The organism is Acinetobacter sp. XH1741, assembly GCF_041021895.1.
Classification (GTDB): Bacteria; Pseudomonadota; Gammaproteobacteria; order Pseudomonadales; family Moraxellaceae; genus Acinetobacter.
Map to the genome: position 1 here is coordinate 2,448,328 of NZ_CP157428.1, position 19,948 is coordinate 2,468,275.

Consider the following 19,948-nt stretch of genomic DNA (forward strand, 5'->3'; position numbering starts at 1 on the left):
GAATTATTCATCTGTAATATTTCGTACAGCAATGTTTTGTTGAGCCGTAAATTGTTTTGAGTTTCGGCTATTACGGAACACCAGTTTTTCTAGAACCGAATCGAATTCACTCTCGGTACGTGCCTGTTCAATCAGTTGATGATAAGGTGATTTACCGCAGACAGGGTCTGCATTACTTGCGTCACCTGTTAACATATAGGCTTGGCAACGGCAGCCGCCAAAGTCACGGTCTTTATCTGGGCAACTCCGGCAGCCTTCTGGCATCCATGCATCGCCGCGGAAGTGGTTAAAACCTGTAGATTCATACCAAATTGTTGAAAGCCTTTGCTCACGAACATTCGGAAAAGCAATTGGTAGTTGTCTAGCGGCATGACAAGGCAATGCCATACCATCTGGCGCTACTGTAAAGAAAATTTTACCCCAGCCATTCATACAGGCTTTTGGTCTTTCTTCATAATAATCGGGTACCACAAAAATCAATTTACACGGATGATTTTGCGCTTTTAACTTTTCACGATATTCGTTGGTAATACGTTCAGCACGTATGAGTTGTTCTTGCGTGGGTAATAAACCTTGACGGTTTAAAAAGGCCCAACCATAGAACTGACAAATTGCTAACTCAACTGTATCAGCATTAAGTTCAAGGCAAAGTTCTATAATTTTATCAATCTGGTCAATATTGTGCCGATGGATCACAAAATTAAGAACCATCGGATAATCGTATTTCTTAACAAGTCGGCACATTTCATATTTTTGTTCAAAAGCATGTTTCGACCCTGCCAAAGCGTCATTAACGACCGGGTCACTTGCCTGAAAGCTAATTTGAATATGGTCTAGGCCTGCTTGCTTTAAATGGGAAATACGCTGCTCGGTAAGCCCCATACCAGAGGTAATCAGGTTGGTATAAAACCCTTGTTGGTGTGCATGGGCCACAAGCTGTTCTAAATCTTGACGTACTAAAGGTTCACCACCAGAGAAACCAAGTTGTACAGCACCCATTTGACGCGCTTGATCGAAAACGTCAAACCACTCTTGGGTGGTTAACTCATTTTTGTGCTGAGCATAATCTAAAGGGTTTGAACAATAGGGGCATTGTAGCGGACAACGATACGTTAACTCCGCTAATAGCCATAGTGGTAAACCAACACCATGGGTCATATAAAATCAATCCAGTGCTGCTGCTGGGCAACTAACATATAATCAATAACATCATTGTCAATTTCAGCTACATCGCCAAACTTTTGCTTGAGCTGAGCAATAATTGCGGAAACATTATTTTTCCCATCAATATACTGCCCAATCGCCCCTGCACTTTCATTTAACTTGATCATGCCTTCAGGGTATAAAATCACAAAGCCATTTTGAGCAGGTTCAAATTGAAAACGGTAACCTTGTCGCCATGTCGGCACGAGATTGATATCAAATTGTTCTTTATTCATTTAAATAATCCTTTGTGCCATACCCGTTCTTTAGTTACGTTGTGATACGGTGCTTCGTTGTGTACATATGCCAGTGTTAAGGCATCTAAAATGCTCCATAAAATATCCAGTTTAAACTGTAATATTTCTAGCATTCTTTGTTGTTGTTCATGCGTGGTAAATGAATCTAGTGTAATTGTTAAACCATGTTCAACGTCACGGCGCGCCTGACTTAGACGTGAACGGAAATATTCATAGCCCTTATCATCAATCCAAGGATAATGTTGTGGCCATGATTCAAGACGGGATTGGTGAATTTGGGGTGCAAATAGTTCTGTTAAAGAGCTGCTTGCTGCTTCGCGCCATGGTGCGCGGCGTGCAAAATTTACGTAGGCATCTACAGCAAAGCGTACACTTGGTAAAACTAACTCTTCTGAAATCACTTGTTCACGACTCAAGCCAACAGCTTCTGCTAAGCGTAGCCATGCCTCTCGACCACCACCATCAGGATATTCACCGTCCTGATCAATCATGCGTTGAATCCATTCTTGACGAACCCGCTGATCTGGGCAATTTGCCATAATCGCAGCGTCTTTTAGCGGAATATTGATCTGATAATAATAGCGGTTTGCAACCCAAGCCTGAATTTGTTGCTGGGTGGCTTTACCTTCATACATCATTACATGAAATGGATGATAGATATGGTAATACTGCCCTTTATCAATAATGGCTTGTTTGAATTGTTCGGTTGTTAAAGCTTCAGGTGTTTGTGTCATAGCGCACCTTAGAGTTCAATCTGCATGCCATCATAGGCAACCTCTACACCATTTGCTTTCAGTTCGGCAAATTGGGCAGAATCTTCATTTAAAATTGGATTTGTATTGTTAATATGAATCAGCACTTTTTTCGGTGTGTTGAGTTGGTTCAAATAAGATAGAGAGCCACCTTCACCACTAATATATAAATGCCCCATTTCACGGCCAGTTTTTTTACCTACACCCGTTTGTTGCATTTCATCATCTGTCCAGAGTGTGCCATCAATCATGACACAATCAGAACTTTGCATAATCTGCATGATTTGATCATCGATCTTTCCAAGCCCCGGTGCATAAAACAACTGTTTTTGTGTTTTATGATCTTTAATAATTAAGGCAATGTTGTCGCCTTCATGCGGATCATGGCGATGTGGAGAATATGGTGGTGCAGCACTTTGAATAATTAAAGGTAAAAATTCTAAATTTTCAAAATTATCGATTTTAAAAGCTTTTTTAGGGTTAATCTCGTGATATTGAAGACCACCATTCCAATGCTTCAACATATTAAAAACAGGAAAACCTGTGGTCAGGTCTTGATAGACCATTTCTGTACACCACACATTCATTGGACAGCCTTCGCGCAAAGTCAAAAGTCCAGTGGTATGGTCAAGCTGGCTATCCATTAAAATAACATTGGTAATGCCCGTGTCACGTAAATTACGCGCAGGTTGAGCTGCTTTAAAGTCAAATAATTGCTGACGGATATCTGGTGATGCGTTTAATAAGATCCAGTCTATGCCGTTTTCTGAAATCGCAATTGAAGATTGAGTGCGTACTTTGGCATTGATTGTACCTGTACGAACACCATGACAATTTGGGCAATTACAATTCCACTGAGGGAAGCCGCCTCCAGCTGCTGAACCTAAAATATAAATATACATAAAATTAATATCTTATTAGAAAGACATAAGCCCTAGAACAAAACTAGGGCTTATGAGAGATTTGAATAGAAATAATTAACGTGCTTCAAAGTACATTGTTACTTCAAAACCAATACGTAAATCAGTGAAAGCTGGTTTTGTCCATTGCATAAATTTTTCTCCAGTCAGGATTAATCTTGCGAAATGAATCACTTGATTAAATCTTATAAAGCAATTAAAAATTTATTCTAAATAAAAAAGTCACGTTTGTAGATAAGCTTGGCACAAGATATTGTTCGATAATTGTGTTTTTTGTCCAAATTTTAATAAGTTCTTATCAATCAAAGACTATTAAAAGGTCATAACAGATAAAAATTCTGCTATGACCGATATTTTTATACGGCTAAATTCATTAAGTGTTGCTGCGCAATATAAAGCTCTTGTCCCTCTTGAGGCTGATATTGCACCCAAGTTCCATCGGCGTGTAGTTCCCACGCTTGACGATTATCTTTTAGGTAATTGTTTAGCCCATCTTCAATAACTTGTTTCTTTAATTTTTTACTTTCGATCGGGAAACAGGTTTCGATACGTGAGAACAAATTACGTTCCATCCAGTCTGCACTGGCACAAAACACTTTGGTATCGCCATCGTTATAAAAATAATAAACCCGTGTATGTTCTAAATAGCGCCCAACGATTGAACGTACCCGAATATTATCTGATAACCCTGCAACCTGTGGTCTTAAACAGCAAATTGAACGAATGATTAGATCAATTTGTACACCAGCTTGTGAAGCTTTATAAAGCGCGCTAATAAGCTGTGGTTCAGTGAGCGCATTTACTTTAATAATGATATGAGCTTTCTTACCGGCAAGACTGTTTTTAATTTCCTGTTCAATAAGCTCAAGCAACTGTGAATGCAAGGTAAAAGGTGCATGAAAAAGTTTTTTAAGCTTTGCCATTTTGCCCATACCGGTGAGTTCTTGGAAAATCTTATGTACGTCTTCACAAATTTCAGCATCACTGGTCAGTAGGCCAAAATCGGTATAAATTTTGGCATTTACTGCGTGATAGTTACCTGTACCTAAGTGTACATATCTTTTGATTTTATCTTGTTCACGGCGAACCACTAAAATCATTTTTGCATGGGTTTTATAGCCAACAATGCCATAAACCACCACTGCACCTGCTTCTTGCAGCACGTTGGCTACTTCAATATTTGATTCTTCGTCAAAACGTGCCCGTAACTCAATGACCGCAGTAACTTCTTTTCCATTTCGTGCAGCTTCTGCCAAAAGTTGAACAATTTCCGAGTTAGCACCACTACGATATAACGTCTGTTTAATCGCCAAGACATTTGGATCTTGTGCAGCTTCACGTAGGAACTTGATAACAGGTGCAAACGAGTCAAATGGATGATGAAGTAAAACATCGCCTGCTTTTAGCACATCAAAAATTGGCTTTTTACTGTATAAAAGCTTGGGTAAGACTTGCTGATAAGGTTTATAACGCAAGTCCGGTAAATCAAAATTCGAAATAAACCGCGCTAAATTGACAGGCCCATCAACGTAATAAAGATGTTCCGCATCTAAATCAAATTGTTCCAATAAATAGTTCGCAATTTCTTCAGGACATTTTTTTGCAACTTCCAAACGAACCGCTTGACCAAAACGGCGTGAAGATAATTCACCTTTTAAAGCGACTGCTAAGTCTTCAACATCTTCAGAAACAGTTAAATCAGCATTTCGAGTCACGCGAAATTGATGACAACCTGTGGCTTTCATACCCGGAAATAAATCTGAAATGTGCTGATGAATAATGGCCGAGAGCAAAATGTAATGTTCTGCGCCACCAGAAATATATTCCGGTATTTTAACAAGTCTTGGTAAAGAACGTGGTGCCGGCACAATCGCTAAATCAATTTGGCGTCCAAAAGCGTCTTTACCTTCTAGGGTCACTATAAAATTAAGGCTTTTATTGACGAGTCTTGGAAATGGATGTGCTGGGTCTAAACTAATAGGCGTCACGACTGGTTGAACTTCTTTAAAAAAGTATTCTTTAATCCAGTCTTTATGCTTTTCTAATATATCGCCGTGCTGAATAAAATGAACGCCATAGCCTTGTAGTTGTGGCAACAACGTATAGTTTAATATTTTATATTGTTCTTCAACGGCTTCATGAGCATTTTTCGAAATTTGCTTAAGTACTTCAGTTAAAGGTAAACCTTCTGGGCCAGTGGCTTGACTCATAAGGCTGATTTTTTGGATTAAACTCGCCACGCGAATTTCAAAAAACTCATCAAGATTACGCGAAAAAATAATTAAAAAATTTAAACGTTCAAGTAATGGATGTTCAATATCTTTGGCCTGAGCAAGCACTCGCTTATGAAACTCTAATAAAGAGAGTTCTCTATTAATATATGTTTCTAAATTATGCTGGTTTGAGCTAGATAAAGTAGGCAATGATGTCATTCTTGACTCTTATACGTAGTAAAAAGTTAAAATGAATAAAAAAGATTAATTTAATAATTTAAAAGCGATTTTATTCACCGTATATTTTGTAACTGTTTTATTGCAAATTCATGAATTTTTTATGAAAAATTTAAAAATATCCTTTATGCCAATGCTTTATGTACTCCTTTACGTTCATATTTATATACCATCATCTTAGCATTTATTTTTTAAAGATTATCTGTTTTAGTTAAGATTTAGTTTTCATCAAATATTCACACAGTATGCGTATTTTTTATGCATCTTAATTCACCAATTGATAAAAAATGACGACTTTAAATATATTATTTAAGACAACATCTTTATGTCTGGCGATGGCTTTATTAGCCGGTTGTAATGATAACAATGACAGTGATTCAAATACATCTGTGCCAAGAAGTAACCAGACTGTCGATATTTTAGCTTTTAATGACTTTCATGGAAATTTAGAACCCCCTAAGCGCTATGTCGATGCAGCGAACCCAAATGACCCATCTAAAACTGTACGAATTCCAGTAGGTGGTGTCAGTTACTTTGCTGATGCAATTAAGAAACTTAAAGCTCAAAATCCAAATAATGCTGTGGTTTCTGCGGGTGACTTAATTAGTGCATCACCACTAACCTCTTCACTATTTTTAGATGAACCCACCATTGATGTCATGAATGATATTCAAATTGACTTTAATGCGGTTGGTAACCATGAGTTTGACCGTGGTACAGATGAATTACGCCGTTTACAAAATGGTGGCTGTCAGCAATATACCAGCACTCCTCCATGTCAAATTAATAAAAATTTTGGTGGCGCAAAATTTAATTTCCTTGCAGCAAACGTCGCAATGAAAAACGATGCAAGCAAAACGATTTTTCCAGCTTATAAAGTCAAAACTTACGGCGGGATTCCAGTTGCATTTATTGGTTTAACGCTTAAAGCAACCCCGAGTATTGTTTCTGCAGCTGGTATTAAAGACGTTGAGTTTCGTGATGAGGCAGATACAGTAAACGCCCTCATTCCTGAATTGCAGAAGCAAGGAATTCAGGCATTTGTGGTGGTCATACACGAAGGTGCAGCACCAAGTACTAAGCTCAATGAAAAAACATGTGACGGTTTAAGCGGACCTATTTTAGGTATTTTAGACCGCTTAAATCCAGCAGTTGATATTGTTGTTTCAGGGCATACTCATCAATCATATATTTGTGACTATGCAACCAAAAACCCGGCTAAACCATTCTTGCTTACTTCAGCTGGCCAATATGGCACGCTGATTACTGATATTAAGATTGAGCTAGATGGTAAGACTGGCGACATCATTAAAAAAGATGCTAAACAAATTCCGATTCAAAGTGAGGCCTATACTTCAGGTACAACCACTGTAAGCCTTACAGATCTTTATCAAAAATTTAGTAAGACACCAAGTATTGAAGCAATTTTAGATAAATATCGCCAAGCGGTAACCACTATTTCTGGACGTATTGTGGGTACTTCTACTGCCGTTGTGAGCCGTACTCAAGTCGAAAGTGGTGAAAGCCCTCTCGGTGATATGATTGCCGATGCACAGCAAGCCTCTGCTCTCAAAGCAAGCGACCAAGGTTCGGACTTTACACTTATGAACCCAGGTGGTGTACGTGCTGATTTACTGATTAATAGCAGCAATCAGATTACCTTTGGTGATATTTTTGCAGTCCAGCCTTTTGGTAATTCGATTGTGACGGTCAGCTTAACCGGTAAACAAATTCGAGATGTGCTTGAACAACAATGGTCTGGTGCAAATGCAAACTCGCCTAAAATTTTACAGCCTTCTAAAGAATTGAGTTATCAATATTCAGCAAATACAGCTGTTTCACCACGAGCAAGCAATATTATGGTTGCAGGTTCAGCATTGGTTGACACGAAGGTATACCGTGTAACAGTTAATAGCTTCTTGGCAGATGGTGGTGACAACTTTACTGTATTGAAAGATGGTCAGAACCGTGTCGGTGGCGGTCAAGATATTGATGCCTTTGAGAGTTATGTTGCTAAGAACTCTCCGTTAATTATTCCAGCTACGACTCGAATTAAAGTCATCAAATAATTCATTTAATGATGCATAAAGGACAGTATGAAGCTGTCCTTTATTTTTATATGAAAAGCTAAAAGAGCCTTTATTCAGTATAGAGATTGAGCTCAACACTGCTGATATTGACTCCAGTATTTGCAAAAATAATATCCATAGCTTCATGGAGTAATTCTTTGACTTTTGCATTTTCAAAGCTTGAGGTTTCTGCTGTTTTAAGACAAATCAGATTACAGCTCATTTTATCTTTTCTAATTTTATAAATACTTTTACTTTTTCCTAAGAATACTCTTTTGATAAGTTTACGATTTTCAAACTCAGATAAAATTCGGTAAATAGTTCCGAGCGTTATTTTATGTTCATTTTTAATTTGTGCATAAATACTGACTGCACTTAAACCTTGTGGGTTCTGATTTAAAATTTCAAAAACTTGTATTCTCGATTTTTTTATCGGTAGTCCATTTAGTAATGATTTTGATGTCATATTGAATTAACCTTAATGTTTAGAAATATAGAAATTTTTAAAATTATTTTGTCTATATTTACTTGAAAATTATGGGTATTTATACATTGAAAAGCTCAAAACCTATTCCCCTATGAATAAGCTTTGAGCTGTGTTTTCGCTTAGAAACTATAAGTCGCTTTTACAAAATAGTTACGTCCATAGAGTTTGGTATTAAAGGTTTTGTTCTTATCTTCCAAATCAACATCGGTCAGGTTTTTTACACCATAGTCCAGTGTTAAACGTGGCGAAATTGGCGAGGTAAACGTAAGGTCATAGGTGGTATACGCTGGCAACTCTTTGGTTGCAGAGTACATTTGTTTGCCCACATAACTTACGCCCGCATTTACACGAAAGTCTTGAACGGGTACCCAAGAAATAGAACCATTGGCAAGCCATTCTGGTCGTTCTGTTAAGTCTTTACCTGTGGTTTTGTTTTTTGCATCTAAGTATGTTGCATTTGCTTTAACACCTAAATTGTCAGTGAAATCATAGCCACCTGTAAGCTCAACCCCTTTAAGTTCTGCACGGCTTACATTGGTCCAGATTTTTCTAAAATCACCCACTAAACGTGGATCGCCATCACTTAAGGTAATGGCTTCAATTAAGTTCTTCACGTCATTTTGGAAAACCGTAACACCTGCATTCCAGTTTGGACGTGTCACAATTAATGATGCTTCATAATTTGTGCTTTCTTCGGGTGCTAAATCTGGATTACCTCGAATATGGCAGCTACCACCACATGAGATCATTGAATAATTAATGTCTAGCTGAGCAGGCGCTGGAACTTTATAAGCTTGTCCTACACCACCTTTAAGGATGACTCCTTGAGCAAGTTCATAGGCCAAGTAGGCTTTGCCAGTCGTTTTACCATCAAAATCATCAAAATCGTCATAACGCCCCCCTAATGTTAGGGTGAGTGCATCATTAATATGGGTATCGTTTTGAACAAAAATACCGTAGCTCTTTTGCTGGTTTTTTCCAGTACCGATATAACTGACAACGTCTGTAATTTTCTGGTCTTTATAATCAAAACCAGCAGTTGTGTTATTCATGAGCCAGTCAAAGTTGGCAAAAGCACGACCAATTAAATTTTCTTGTTTATAGTGACGGCTTTGAGGGGCATCGTATTCACTGTCATAGTCATAAATTTTGGCGGTTTCTTTACCAATATAAGCTTCTGTTTTACCCCAAGCCCATTTACCACGGTGAGCAATACCTACATTGGTACGTTTCATTTCTGATTCTTGAATAGATGTTGGTGCGTCTTGCGTAAGCGGGCGTTTATCGTTGTTATAACCCAAATCTAAGTCTAAAGTTTGCTGATCATTAATATTCCAGCTTAAAGTACCGTTTATATTTTTAGTATCTTTTTCTACAAAATATGCGCCGTCCGCATCTGGTTTACCTTTTCTATACCATGCATCGCGGTTATAGGCGTCACCTGCTAGAGTAAAACTTAAACTATCAGTTAAACCACCATACAGGTTAAAGCCATAACGGTATTGGTCTTTACCATTGCCACGGTCTGCCCGATTATATTGCCCAAAAATAGAACCGTGTAGCTGTCCGTCTTCTGCTTTTTTTGTAATGATGTTAATGACACCACCCATCGCATCTGCGCCATAGAGTGATGACATTGGGCCACGAATCACTTCAACACGCTCAATGCTATTTAAAGGAATTGCACTCCAGTCAAAGTCATTGCCTCGCCACATGGCCCCATTAGACGACATGCGCTTACCATTTAGCAGAATTAAGGTGTAGTTCCCCGAAGTATTCAGCATTCCCCTTATAACGATTTTATCTTGCCCGCTGTTATAGTTATAAACCCCTGCTTGTTTTTGTAAAACGTCAGCGAGGCTCAGCGCTGCACTACGTTCAATATCTTCACTCGTGATCACACTAATAGATGCAGGTGCTTTATCTACATCTTGTTCTTTTAAAGCAGCAGAAACCACAATAGTTTTAAGTTTTTGAACAGGTTCATTTTTGCTGTGTTGGTCAATATCTGTATTTGCTTGGACTGCGAATGGAAGCAGTGTTGAGAGGGCGACCACCAACGCCTTTTTCGTTAACGTCATTTCTCGATCCTTATATTTTATAACGATTACCATATGATAATTGTTATCATTTATGATGTGCCGAGCATGATAGCCTCATGACTTTTATTGTTCAAGATAAAAGTAATTATTATTTATATAATGATAATCATTATTGTTTGTTTGAATTAAAAAAGATAGTATTGCAGATTGGTGTGCCTAAAAACCTATTGAAAACAAGCTTAAAGTAGACATAACAATGCTCTCTCGATTTTTTATTTATCACCCTATTTTTGTATCTGTCATTGCCATTACTATTCTTATTTTTGGTTTTTTCTCTATTCGGGCAATGCTAGTTGAGCGTTATCCAAACCTTGCTCCTCCAAGTGTTAGAGTGGTTGCTAACTACCGTGGCGCTTCGGCCGAAACAGTTGAAGAAAGCGTAACTCAGATTTTAGAACAGCAAATTAAAGGATTAGATAACTTACTTTATTTCACTTCAAACAGTGAATCTTCGGGAACAGGTAGTATTGATATTCATTTTAAAATTGGCACAGATATCGATAAAGCACAATTGCAAGTACAAAATCGCATTAACAGCGCATTAAATCGCTTACCCGAGCAAGTGCAACGTCAAGGGGTAAATATTTGGAAAACCACGGGTGATTTGCTGTTGATCGTGGGGTTATACGATGAGACTGGTAAAGCCAGTAATATCGACTTATCGGACTATATGGTCAATCACTTTGAACAGCCTCTCTCTCAACTACAAGGGATTGGTGAAGTTGATGTATTTGGTTCAAGTTATGCTATGCGTATTTGGTTAAATCCAAATCAGCTTAGAAATTATCAACTTATGCCGAGCGATATTGAACAGGCACTTGAAGATTACAATACTCAAATTGCTGCGGGTTCCCTTGGTGCAATGCCTTCCGCTTCTGATCAGAATATTTATGCCAAAGTCACAGCGGGCTCACGCTTAAAAACAGTCGATGATTTTAAATCGGTTGTGGTTAAAGCCAATGTAGACGGTAGTTTAGTATATTTAAAAGATGTTGCGAGAGTCGAGTTAGGTGCCGAAAACTATGAAAGTATTAATACGCTCAATGGCTACCCTTCCGCTGGTTTAGGTATTTCACTGAGTCCCGATGCGAACGCAATTGAAACCTCGGCTTTAATTAAAGCAAAAATTGAACAGCTCAAGCAGCATCTACCTGCTGGATATAAAATTGTTTATCCACGAGACAATACGCCGTTTATTGAAGAGTCTATTAAACAAGTCATTATCACTTTACTTGAAGCGGTAGTATTGGTCGTCATTGTCATGTATCTCTTTTTACAAAATTGGCGCGCCACGCTCATTCCTACCATGACTGTACCTATTGTGATTTGCGGTACCTTTGTTGTGTTGTATTTGACTGGTATGAGCATTAACACCCTCACCCTGTTTGCACTGGTTCTAGCAATTGGACTGTTGGTCGATGACACAATTGTTGTGGTTGAAAATGTTGAACGGCTTATGCATGAACAACAATTAAATGTTCGGGAAGCATGTTCGGCATCCATGCAGGAAATTAGTGGTGCATTAATCGGAATTACCTTGGTATTAACCGCCGTATTTATTCCGATGGCTTTTTTTACTGGCTCAACGGGTATGATTTACCGTCAGTTTTCAATCACTTTAGCGGCCGCAATGTTGCTATCTTTATTAGTAGCCATGTTTATTACGCCTGCTTTGTGCGCTGTTTTATTAAAAAAACAAACTCAAAAACCTAAATGGGGACAGAAGCTTGAAGCTTTACTTGAAAAAGTTAAAGTCGGTTTTAGTTACTTAGCGACAAGCTTAATCAAATTTAAAACACTTTCATGTCTTATTGTTTTGGCTTTGGTTACTGTTTTAATCGTTATTTATCGTGGTTTACCCACTAGCTTTATTCCAAATGAAGATCAAGGTTTACTTGCTGTTCCTTATAGTTTGCATAACAGTGCGTCTATGAGCCAAACACAAGAAGTAGGTAAACTGGTTAATAATTATTTCTTCGAGCATGAAGCCAAAAATATCAATACTGTACTTGTTGTCAATGGGCAAAACTTTTCTGGTAGTGGTCCAAACTTAGGCATGGCATTTGTTTCATTAAAACATTGGAATGAACGTAAAGGTGAATCCAATACCGCAAGTGCCATACGGGAGCGTGCCCAAAGTTACTTGCAAAAAAACTTACCCGCTAAAGTCATGGTGGGTATGCCAGCAAGTGTTTCAGGTTTAGGTCAATCTGATGCCTTAGAACTTTGGCTCAGAGATGTAAATGGTCAAGGACGCGATGAACTCATTAAACAATATAAAGACTTAGAAAAAGAATCTCACAATTACCCTGCATTTGAAAATCTAAGTCCGCTTGTAGATGAAAATAAGGCTGAAGTTTTTATTCAACTCGACCAGAATAAAGCCAAGATATTAGGGATTGATCAACAAGCGATTCGTTCAACTTTATCGACTGCTTGGGGCGGAAACTATGTGGGAGATTTTGTCGAAAGAGGCAAAATTAAACGAATTATTATGCAAGGTGATGCTGAATTTCGCTCTAAACCTGAAGATTTGGCTTATTGGCATGTGCGAAACAATACAGGTGGAATGCTTTCACTTGCTCACTTTGGTCAAAGTCAGTGGACAGGTGGCCCAGAAACACTCACCCGATTTATGGGACTTGCGGCCATACAGCTTGAAGCCAATGTAAGCTCTGGCTTTAGCTCAGGTCAAGCAATGCAACAGTTAAGTGATATGGTGAGTAAACAATCTGGTGTAGATGTCGCATGGAGTGGCCTCTCATTACAAGAGCAGCAATCGAGCCAGCAAGCCTTATTTTTATATATTATTTCTATTTTATTTATTTTCTTATGTTTAGCTGCTTTATATGAAAGCTGGAAAGTGCCTCTTATTATTTTGCTCGGACTTCCGCTAGGAATTACGGGAACTATTATATTTGCTCAACTTTTTAAGTTGCCAAACGATGTGTATTTTCAAATCGCGTTACTGACAGGTATAGGTTTGTCTTGTAAAAATGCAATTTTAATTGTGGAGTTCGCAACTAAAGCTATAAAACAAGATAAAGATTATATAACAGCTGCATGTGAGGCTTTAGCTCTACGTTTACGTCCCATTTTAATGACATCGCTGGCTTTTGGAGCTGGTGTGATTCCCCTTGTCGTTGCTACAGGTGCTGGTGCAGTGAGTCGACATGAAATTGGGATGAGTATATTTGGTAGTGTGATTATAGGAACTGTACTGGTCCCTGTATTTACGGTGTTTTTCTTTGTGTTGGTGCATAGTTTACCGACTATGCAATGGTCGGTTGGCAAAGTTTGGTTTAGTCGTATGGGAAAATATAAAAAGGATCATCCATCTTTATAAAACAAAAAAAGCAGATCATTGATCTGCTTTTTTATGATTTAGCTTTAAGCGACTAGTTTCTCAATCCATACTTCTAAAGTAGGTTGTTCTGCTAAATCTTCAAAGCTTACCTGAGCACCATAAGCTTGCCATTTACCTACCAAGGTCATTAAGCGAACTGAATCAAGCCCAAGCATAAGTAAATCATCATTTAACTGAATGTCTGAAGCAGGAATTTGTAGTTGTTCACTTACCGCTTGAACTATCCCTTCTTGGGTTAATGGCGAGGCTGCTTGTTCAAGTTCCCAAGCACGAGTCACTTGCTGGGTGGTCATGACTTGTGCACAACGTGTACTTGCATATTTTAAAGCCATATCATGTTCTTCACGACTAAAGTCAGCGAGTGCATCTCCACATAAAAATGGTTGTATGTTCAACATAAATGCTTCTGCTGCACTCATGAGGCAGCCAATATGGGCATAAACACCACAAATAATGAGCTGATCGCGGCCAGATTCACGCATGAGTTGTTCAAGCGGAGAAAACTTAAATGCGCTATAACGCCATTTTGTTAAAACGGTATCATTTTTCTGAGGCGTAATTTCCGGCAAAATTTGAGTAATATACGGATCATCTTTTAGACCAGTTCCCCAAAAATCAGTTAAGAGTTGGCGATGTTCAGGTGTTTGATTACCAGGCTGTGCCGTATAAACCACCGGAATATTAAACTTACGTGCAGTTTCAATCAGTTCTTTGGTGTTTTTAATAAGCTCTGGAATAGGCGCTTGAGTTTGATCATAAAAATCTAAAAAATACTGCTGCATATCGTGCACTAATAAAACGGCGCGATTGGTATGCAACTGCCAATGAGTTTTATTGGGTGTAAACTCATGGGCTTGAGGCATGCTGTAACTTGTAATTTTGGGAATACTCATCAAATTTTTCCTTTTTTATCTTTAAGCAAGAATATTGGTGTTAGTTTCAAGTTGTTGACGTAATCTTTTTTTGTCTATTTTTCCAAAGGCCGTATAGGGAAACTGCTCGATAAATTCCACTCGATCGGGAACTTTGTAGGTAGCAAGGCCATAGTCTTTAAGATGTTGACGAACTGACATAGCAAGGCGAACAGGGCTTGGATCATCAGTTTGTGATTGCCATGCAACAAAGGCACAGCTTTTTTCACCCATCATTTCATCAGGCATGGCAACCAGCGCTGCCAAGCGGATTTGTGGATGAGTTAATAAAGCTTGCTCTACTTCTTCAGTCGCAATTTTTTCACCAGCGCGATTGATTTGTTCTTTCGAGCGTCCTTCGACAACAATGCAGCCATCGTCACAAATACGAACTAAATCGCCAGTACGATAAAAACCATCCGGTGTAAAAGAACGTGCATTATGCTCAGGTGCTTGATAATAACCACGTATGGTATATGGGCCGCGAGTGAGTAAATGACCTATCTGCCCCGCTTCTACGGGTTGATCGTTATCATCTAAAACTAGAATTTCATCATCTGGCGAGATTTTTAAACCTTGGGTATGAATAATTTGTTCTTTCGTCATGTCAAAACGGGTGTAGTTCACAAGCCCTTCAGCCATTCCAAAGACTTGTTGTAAATTGACCTTAAACTCATCAATTAAACGTATGGCAACCGCATCGGGTAAGCGTGCTCCACCTACTTGCAAACAACGTAAAGTCGATAATATAGGGTCTTGATCTTTGGCCGCTTTATCCATCCAAGGCCGGACTAATGCAGGAACCAAACAAGCATCTGTTACACCGTGTTTTTTAATCAGTGGAAATACAGTTTCAGGGCTTGGGTCAGTTCCTAAAACGACCGCACCACCAGCATAAAAAATGCCTAAAGAACCAGCCGAGCTCATTGAAAAGTTATGTGCCGCAGGTAAAACCATCAGTAAGCGTGACGATTGACTGAGTTGGCAGATTTTCGCGCTCTCCCGCACACTGTAGAGGTAATCATCATGAGTACGTGGAATGAGTTTCGGAACACCGGTACTACCTCCTGAAAGCTGTAAAAAAGCCACTTGATCCGCCGTAGACGGAGAGATTGCATCCGCCAAAATATTTGTTTCTTTTAATAAATTTTCGATAGCAATAAAATTACCTGCATCTCCAAGTACAAATACATGTTCTAAGCAAGATGCAGTTTGCTGAAGCTTTTCGGCAAGCTCTCGGTAATCAAATTTTTGGGCACCAAAATCAGCACAGAAATAAGCTTTTGCTTGCGTCTGCTTAAAAAAGCTACTGAGTTCTGCATATCGATGGGCAGGCAAAGACATGATTGGTAAAGCACCTAATCGTATCAGTGCGAAAAATAAAATATAAAACTGATAGCGGTTTGGCATTTGGACGACGGCTTTATCACCCGCACGTAAGCCATATTGATATAAATGGCTTGCACAGCAGTCAACCAAGTGGTCAAATTCTTTATAGCTAACAGCTTTGTCACCATCGTATACCGCAATATTTTGTGCGTAGTTTTGAGCACTTTCCCGTAAAAAATCACTTAGGTTTTGCCCAATCCAATACCCCTTTTTACGGTAAGCCTCAGCAAATTCTGCTGGATATGGCACAGCGCCCACTAAATAATTCATTGTTGTCATCTATTTATTCCTTATCGTGGTAATTGTTCTGGTGAAATCTGTAGACCATCCAGTACGGTACGAAACTTTGCAGCGGTTTCAGCATGTTCAGCCTGTGGACGAGAAGCTTCCACAATGCCTGCACCGGCAAATAAACGGGCAATATTCTGATAAATCCGGGCACAGCGAACAGTTACCGACCATTCACCATTACCTTGTTCATCTGCCCAGCCCATAGTTCCAGCAAATAATTCACGGTTAAATGGTTCAAGTTGTTGAATTAAATCTTTCGCGACAGAACTTGGTTCACCACAAATTGCAGGTGTTGGGTGTAAGCGTTCAATTAAGTCGAAAACATGCGTATCGGCTTGCTTAAGTTCGCCAGTAATGTGTGATGCTAAGTGCCAAAGGCGTTTGGTACGAATGAGGGATGGTTGCTTGGGTACTTGTAATTGCTTGCAAAAAGGTGTGAGCTCATCGGCAATCATTTCGATGACGAGTGCATGCTCATGTTGATCTTTTTGTGAAGCAAGTAATGCTCTAGCGTTATTTTGATCTAAGGTTGGATCGTCATCACGAGCCAATGTGCCAGCAACAGGTTTACTCCAGATATGTGAGTTTTGCTTGGCAATTAAAAGCTCGGGGCTTGCACCCACAAACCACCCTTCGCTTTGAGGATGCCTTGCGACTGCATAGTTATATCCTTCAGGATTATGCTTGGCCAAGTTATAAAACACGTCTGAGACAGGAATCTTTTGATCAAACTCAATTTGTAAAATACGAGCAAGTACGGCTTTATCGAGTTTTTTGGCTTGCATTTGTTGTACTAAATATTCAACCTGCTGTTGATAGTGTTCACCTGAAGGTAAATAATCAGCCTTTCTGAAAGTTAAGGTATCAAAATCAATATCAGATTGTGCATAGAGTACTTTTTGATAGATTTTTGCATTTTGCATCAGCATTAAATTGACATCTGCTGCCGAGCAAAATGGTAAACCGCCCATAATTTTGACGTCTTTATAGCCCTCTACTACAGCTTTCTCTAGTTGAGCTCGGGCTTCTTGTAGCCAGTCTTTTAGAAGACTTTGGTGTGGAACAGAAATATCCCGTAGTTTCTGATGACTATTGATGGTGTATTCAGGAGTAGTAAAAATAAAGCCAGCTTCTTGATTACACTCTAAAACCTCTTGTGCTAATGCGATGTGACTTTCAGTAAAATTTTCTCGTTGGATAAAATACGGATGCTGTACCGACATCTCGCAACTCCTTATAAAATTATTTTGTTGTGATGAATGAATGTTTAAACGCCTAGTGTGGCTCCCCCATCAACCACAATTTCTTGCATCGTAATTTGTGAAGCTTGGTCTGAAAGTAAGAAACTTACTGTGTTTGCAATATCTTCAGGTTGGGCAAGTTTTCTAAGTGGAATGCCCGTGCGGTATTGGTTTAAATCTCCATCAATTACCGCAGGCGGAGGTGAATTATCTGTCCAAAGCTGTTGCTGCATTTGAGTTAGGGTAGAGCCTGGTGAAACAATATTAAGCCTGACTTGATGAGGTGCGATTTCAAGCGCAAGATTACGGCAGTAATGGCTCAACGCTGCTTTTGTAGTGGCATACATGCCAAGTTGTATACGTGGCATACGGGAACTATTTGAACTAATCGTGACAATACTTCCCTGCTTTTTTTCACAAAAATGTTTGGCAAGTTGTTGGCTAATCGCAATGGGTGCCATGACATTGACCGCAAAAAGAGTTTCCCAGTCCTCTGTTTTTGCCTCGAGCATTGAACGCATAATTAATACGCCTGCTACATTCACCAGCCCCGTAACATCGTATTGCCTTAAAATCTGATTAAGCAAAAGTTCGGTTGATTCTTTTTCAGTGATATCTTGCTGAAAACCTTGCCAACGTAAGATTTCACTGCCTTCTAGCTTTTGTTTGATTTCCCATTGTTCAGGATTTTCCTGTCGGTCGATACCGACAACTTGATACCCCTGTTGCAATAATTGTTTTGCAATAGCAGCTCCGATACCTCTTGCAGCACCAGTGACTACGATGGTAGAGCTCATGTTTTACTCCAGTTTGACTCAAATAGTAAATTTCGCCACATAATTGCAAATAATTATCATTATTATCAAGTGCGATAAATATCAAACATAAGATTACAATCTAAATCAAGTTATTTATTAACCAAGAATTCGACTTATTTAATTGATTTTTAATAACTTTAATAAAATCAGTCTTTTTTTATTGATTATAATGATAATTGTTTTCATTTACTAATGAGAATCATTTTGGTAATTTTAGCCCGCTTTCTTGTCGAGATGGACTCAAAATGAAGCCATTTTCTCAACCCTTACATCCCCTATTTCAACAACTCAATATTGGGAGTGAAGTCTGGTGGAATACTGTTAAAAAAATAGGCAGTCCACTGGTGAGCCTACAAAAAAATAAAGCGCTATGTACCTTTGTTTGGCGTAGTCCTGAGCCTAAAGAAAGCATCTGTGTTTATATCGATATCTATTCACAGAGCCCTTCTATTTATCAAAAGTGGAATCGTTTTAGTCATATAGCTGGAACGGATGTGTACTTCTTTGAAATAGCACTTCCTTTAGAGTGGTATGGTAGTTATGTTTTAGTTATCACGAAAGATGAAGCTCCAAACACGACCTGTAGTACCACTCGACGCCAGTGGTGGCAAACTCAGCTTAAAAAAAATGCTCAAATTGACCCATTAAGTCAGTATCAGTTTTACACGGGCCATCTAGCTCGATATATCAACCAAATTCAAATCCAAAAAAGCAAATCGTTAATAAACGATTGCCCTATTACTAAGACATTTCAATGGACAAGTCACTTATGTCAACAAGATTACTTGGTTGATATTTTTATTAGTGGTGAATCAGCAGAAGAAAATCTGCCATTAGTTATTTTGCTTGATGGACAAATCTGGAGTAGAGAACTTTCGATTCTTTCAGAAATTCAAAATTTGACTATTTCAAACGAGATTCGTCCAGCAGTTTACGTTTTTATTCACAGTTTAAATAGTCAACAACGACAACAAGATTACGGCTGTCATGATGTGTTCAGTCAGGCGTTAGTTGATGAACTCATTGAAATACTATTAAAAGAATATCCTTTTATTTCTAAAACCGACATTACGTTATGTGGCCAAAGTTTAGGTGGATTATGCGCTTTACATAGCGCCTTGTTGTTCCCAAACATTTTTACTTCTCTGATTTTACAGTCCGGATCTTATTGGTGGTCAGATTTTTCAAACAGTAGTTTAGGGCAAAAACACAAAGGTAATATTTTAGAACTTCTTCAAAACGTATCTCATCAATTATCAAAAACAACTCAAATTTATATCAGTGCCGGCACGTATGAAACCGATATGCGGGACGATGCCCTTCAGCTTTATCAACAATTGCAATCATTCAATCAAGTGAGTTTCCACATTTTTCAAGGCGGACATGATGCCGTGAACTGGCGTACTGACTTGCTTAAGGCATTGCAACAAACACTTTCACTATAACCATTTGTTTCATCAAGGATAACAATATCATGAGTAACTTACAGGAAAATTATATCAATCCCTTTGATAATGAAAATTTGTCGTTTCAAGTTCTAAAAAATTCGCAGGGTGAGTTTAGTTTATGGCCTGCACAACATCCTGTTCCTTCTGGATGGGATGTGCAGTATGGTCCAGATACACGTTCTTCATGCATTGCTTATGTCGAAAAGCATTGGTTAACCATTAATCCTTTTCAACAAGCGTAAA

16 protein-coding genes and 1 pseudogene are annotated in these 19,948 nt (G+C 38.7%); 4 read left to right on the top strand and 13 right to left on the bottom strand.

Going from position 1 to position 19,948, the window contains the following annotated elements; genetic code table 11:
- Positions 1-3: 3 nt before the first annotated feature.
- From pqqE to ppk1, 6 genes are all read right to left on the bottom strand, one after another.
- Positions 4-1,158, bottom strand: coding sequence for a pyrroloquinoline quinone biosynthesis protein PqqE (gene pqqE / locus ABLB96_RS11650; protein WP_348897683.1), 1,155 nt, complete (start codon positions 1,156-1,158; stop codon positions 4-6).
- Positions 1,155-1,439 (bottom strand): pyrroloquinoline quinone biosynthesis peptide chaperone PqqD, encoded by a 285-nt coding sequence (pqqD, locus tag ABLB96_RS11655; protein WP_348897682.1) that lies wholly within the window; start codon positions 1,437-1,439, stop codon positions 1,155-1,157. Before pqqD ends, pqqE begins: the two co-directional genes overlap by 4 nt.
- Positions 1,436-2,194 (bottom strand): pyrroloquinoline-quinone synthase PqqC, encoded by a 759-nt coding sequence (pqqC, locus tag ABLB96_RS11660; protein WP_348897681.1) that lies wholly within the window; start codon positions 2,192-2,194, stop codon positions 1,436-1,438. The genes pqqD and pqqC overlap by 4 nt, the downstream gene beginning before the upstream one ends.
- An 8-nt stretch (positions 2,195-2,202) precedes the next feature.
- Positions 2,203-3,114: a pyrroloquinoline quinone biosynthesis protein PqqB gene (gene pqqB / locus ABLB96_RS11665; RefSeq protein ID WP_348897680.1), complete on the bottom strand. Its 912-nt coding sequence runs from the start codon at positions 3,112-3,114 to the stop codon at positions 2,203-2,205.
- Between the two features lie 75 nt (positions 3,115-3,189).
- Complete coding sequence (pqqA, locus tag ABLB96_RS11670) at positions 3,190-3,264, bottom strand: pyrroloquinoline quinone precursor peptide PqqA (protein ID WP_001982218.1); 75 nt, start codon at positions 3,262-3,264, stop codon at positions 3,190-3,192.
- A gap of 224 nt (positions 3,265-3,488) precedes the next feature.
- Entirely contained in the window at positions 3,489-5,564 is a 2,076-nt protein-coding gene (gene ppk1, locus ABLB96_RS11675) for a polyphosphate kinase 1 (protein ID WP_348897679.1), read from the bottom strand.
- A 305-nt stretch (positions 5,565-5,869) separates the two neighbouring features.
- Here ppk1 and ABLB96_RS11680 point away from each other — a divergent pair, with 305 nt between their 5' ends.
- Positions 5,870-7,651 (top strand): bifunctional metallophosphatase/5'-nucleotidase, encoded by a 1,782-nt coding sequence (locus ABLB96_RS11680; RefSeq protein ID WP_348897677.1) that lies wholly within the window; start codon positions 5,870-5,872, stop codon positions 7,649-7,651.
- A gap of 70 nt (positions 7,652-7,721) precedes the next feature.
- Here ABLB96_RS11680 and ABLB96_RS11685 read toward each other — a convergent pair whose 3' ends face one another.
- A complete protein-coding gene (locus tag ABLB96_RS11685; protein ID WP_348897676.1) occupies positions 7,722-8,117 on the bottom strand; it encodes a transcriptional repressor in 396 nt (131 codons plus the stop codon).
- Positions 8,118-8,257: 140 nt separating this feature from the next.
- Positions 8,258-10,219, bottom strand: a complete 1,962-nt coding sequence (locus ABLB96_RS11690) for a TonB-dependent receptor (protein ID WP_348897675.1) — start codon at positions 10,217-10,219, stop codon at positions 8,258-8,260.
- Positions 10,220-10,436: 217 nt separating this feature from the next.
- Here ABLB96_RS11690 and ABLB96_RS11695 point away from each other — a divergent pair, with 217 nt between their 5' ends.
- Positions 10,437-13,586: a multidrug efflux RND transporter permease subunit gene (locus ABLB96_RS11695; protein WP_348897674.1), complete on the top strand. Its 3,150-nt coding sequence runs from the start codon at positions 10,437-10,439 to the stop codon at positions 13,584-13,586.
- A gap of 44 nt (positions 13,587-13,630) precedes the next feature.
- Here ABLB96_RS11695 and ABLB96_RS11700 read toward each other — a convergent pair whose 3' ends face one another.
- The 5 genes and pseudogenes from ABLB96_RS11700 to ABLB96_RS11720 all read right to left on the bottom strand — a co-directional run bounded on the left by ABLB96_RS11700 (position 13,631) and on the right by ABLB96_RS11720 (position 18,236).
- Positions 13,631-13,900, bottom strand: a complete 270-nt coding sequence (locus tag ABLB96_RS11700; RefSeq protein WP_348897685.1) for a phosphopantetheine-binding protein — start codon at positions 13,898-13,900, stop codon at positions 13,631-13,633.
- Positions 13,883-14,500: pseudogene (locus ABLB96_RS11705) on the bottom strand (isochorismatase family protein); the annotation flags it as partial. The gene ABLB96_RS11700 and the pseudogene ABLB96_RS11705, both read right to left, overlap by 18 nt.
- A 21-nt stretch (positions 14,501-14,521) precedes the next feature.
- Entirely contained in the window at positions 14,522-16,186 is a 1,665-nt protein-coding gene (locus ABLB96_RS11710) for an AMP-binding protein (protein WP_348897673.1), read from the bottom strand.
- Positions 16,187-16,197: 11 nt separating this feature from the next.
- A complete protein-coding gene (locus ABLB96_RS11715) occupies positions 16,198-17,421 on the bottom strand; it encodes an isochorismate synthase (RefSeq protein ID WP_348897672.1) in 1,224 nt (407 codons plus the stop codon).
- Positions 17,422-17,465: 44 nt separating this feature from the next.
- On the bottom strand, positions 17,466-18,236 hold the full coding sequence (locus tag ABLB96_RS11720) for an SDR family oxidoreductase (RefSeq protein WP_348897671.1): 771 nt from the start codon (positions 18,234-18,236) through the stop codon (positions 17,466-17,468).
- A gap of 266 nt (positions 18,237-18,502) precedes the next feature.
- On the opposite strand from ABLB96_RS11720, the gene fes reads away from it, so the two are divergent.
- A complete protein-coding gene (gene fes, locus ABLB96_RS11725; RefSeq protein ID WP_348897670.1) occupies positions 18,503-19,702 on the top strand; it encodes an enterochelin esterase in 1,200 nt (399 codons plus the stop codon).
- 29 nt (positions 19,703-19,731) lie between these two features.
- Complete coding sequence (locus ABLB96_RS11730; RefSeq protein WP_348897669.1) at positions 19,732-19,947, top strand: MbtH family protein; 216 nt, start codon at positions 19,732-19,734, stop codon at positions 19,945-19,947.
- Position 19,948 lies beyond the last annotated feature (1 nt).